Genomic DNA, 2,084 nt, shown 5'->3' on the forward strand with positions numbered 1-2,084 from the left:
GCCAGACATAACTGTCTGGCAATTGGACCGTCACCCAACAGAGTCCGTCAGGTCCGCTCCCGCCACCGTCCTACGGCGAGCAGGGGCTCTGTCCGCAGCGCGGCGGCGCGGCCGACGGCCCTGCGTGGTCGGAGCAGACGCCCATTTCGCTGTACATGCCCACGTCCACGCAGCCGATAGTTCTACAGCTCTGTTCGCAGCGCCGCGAGGTCATGTACGGCGCCAGTGAGGAAGGGCGGTCGGCCGAGGGTGCGTGGTAGAAGGCGGCGGCGGCTGAACCGCCACCCTTCGGGAAGCAGTACGACGTCGTCGTCGTAGTAGCCGAGGAACAGCATGCCGGCGCCGTCCACGCGGCGGCGGGCCCACTCGGTAATCTGGAACCGGGCCGAGGCGTGACCCTCGTCGTGGACGTTCACCAGGCCGAGATGCACCGTTTGGAAGACGAATTCGAGGCTCGCCACCGCCGCCGAGATGGTCTTCTCGATCGCGTCGCGTCCGACCGCGGGAGCCGTGGTGGGTGTCTCCAGCACACCGTCCGGTGCGTATGCCAGCACCGCTTCGCCGACCTCGCCGCGACTGACCGCCTCGGCGTAGGAGACCGCGAGCTGCTGGATCGCGACGATGTCTGCTGCCTGCGCCGGTGACGGCCGCTTGAGAATCATATCTGCCGTCGGCCTATCTCTCGTAACTTGACGATACTCCGGATCACAGATTCCCAATCATGGTCTATCTCGCATATCACGAGAGCTGCGGGATTTGCCGGCCTGCCGCATCGAGCCGGCTCGAGCGCAACCATGATCCTCCTCGCCCGCGAGGAGGATCACCTCACGCCCGTCGGCGACCTTGACGGGCGACACGGCTTGGCCCTGGAACTGCTCCGGCAGGTGACGGGTAAAGGAGTCCCGCGTCTCGTACATGTGCTGATCGCAGTCGAAAGCTATGTCCGCTCCACGTCGTTTGTTCCCTCGCGCCCACGCCGACATATACACTGTAGATTCCATCGGGCAAAGAGGGCAAGGAAACAGCCGTCACCGCTGCAGCGGAAGGAGAACCGTGACCGAGAGCAGCACCGTCCGGCGCGAGCTCGCCGATCCCTACGGCGAGTGGGCCGGCACCCGTGGGGTACTCATGAGCTACCGGTACCTCGCTTCCCGGCCGAAGGCGATCGACCGGGACCACGCCGAGGGCTGGATCGCACTTCGTCCCGACCTGCGCGCTCCGGGGGGCGTGCTCGCGGCACCGCTCGCCATCGCGATGCTCGATGTCGCCGGCATCAACGTCGACCCGATCAACATCCTGGCGCTCACCCAGGTCGACCTGGAGGTCATCGACCCGTCGTCCGACGTCGACGAGGTCCACCTCGTCGGGCACGTGACGTGCGAGACCCGGTCGCAGATCTTCACCGAAGTACGGATGCACGACGGCGCCAACCCGGAGCGCGCCATCGGGTTCGGCACCGCGAACTGGTCGGTGATCGCTCCGACGCCCGCGGGCTTCACCTACCCCGAGCCCGGCACCGGCATCGAGGGACTCGAGGTCGTCCCGCCGCTCCACGAGGCGTACACAGGCCGGCGCCGCGACGACGGCCGCCTCGAGATCCCCGGCCTCACGCCCAAGATCGGTACCGACCGCCTGCACCACGGCCCGATGCTCGTCGTCGGCGAGGCCGCGGCCCTGCAGGCGGCCACGGAGCACCTGGGCACCGACGCCCTCGCGGCCGAGCACCTCGGTCTGACGATCGTGCGCCCCGGTCGGGTCGGGCCCTTCGTCGCGAGCCCCGTCCTCATCGGCGTCGCCGGCCGTGCCGTCGCCGTCCGCGTCGAGCTGCACGACGACGGCAACGGCGGGCGCCTGTTCGCGGCGATGCTCCTACGCATGCGGGTCATGGACTGCCGTGACGACGGTCGCCGCCACTGGCATCACAGATAAGGTTGTCCTCGTTACGGGCATGACGTCGGGGATCGGCCGCACCCTCGCCGAGGTATTCGCCGAACGTGGCGTGCACCGGCGGCTGTCCGCCGCGGTGAGCGAACGTCCGGGAGTCGCCGACTACCTCGTCGACATCACCAGGACCCGCCACGGCA

2 protein-coding genes are annotated in these 2,084 nt (G+C 68.2%); one reads left to right on the forward strand and one right to left on the reverse strand.

Annotated features, from left to right (window positions below; translation table 11 throughout):
• Positions 1 to 182 precede the first annotated feature (182 nt).
• Entirely contained in the window at positions 183 to 662 is a 480-nt protein-coding gene (locus U9980_RS20030) for a nuclear transport factor 2 family protein (protein ID WP_322769319.1), read from the reverse strand.
• A 391-nt stretch (positions 663 to 1,053) separates the two neighbouring features.
• On the opposite strand from U9980_RS20030, the gene U9980_RS20035 reads away from it, so the two are divergent.
• On the forward strand, positions 1,054 to 1,929 hold the full coding sequence (locus U9980_RS20035) for a hypothetical protein (protein WP_322769320.1): 876 nt from the start codon (positions 1,054 to 1,056) through the stop codon (positions 1,927 to 1,929).
• Positions 1,930 to 2,084 lie beyond the last annotated feature (155 nt).

This window comes from Protofrankia sp. Cr1 (assembly GCF_963555865.1).
In the GTDB taxonomy this organism is placed as follows: Bacteria; Actinomycetota; Actinomycetes; order Frankiales; family Frankiaceae; genus Protofrankia.

Excerpts from the sequence above, each read along its gene's own strand:
- U9980_RS20030 (WP_322769319.1), bottom strand. The coding sequence starts at position 662 with ATGATTCTCAAGCGGCCGTCACCGGCGCAGGCAGCAGACATCGTCGCG.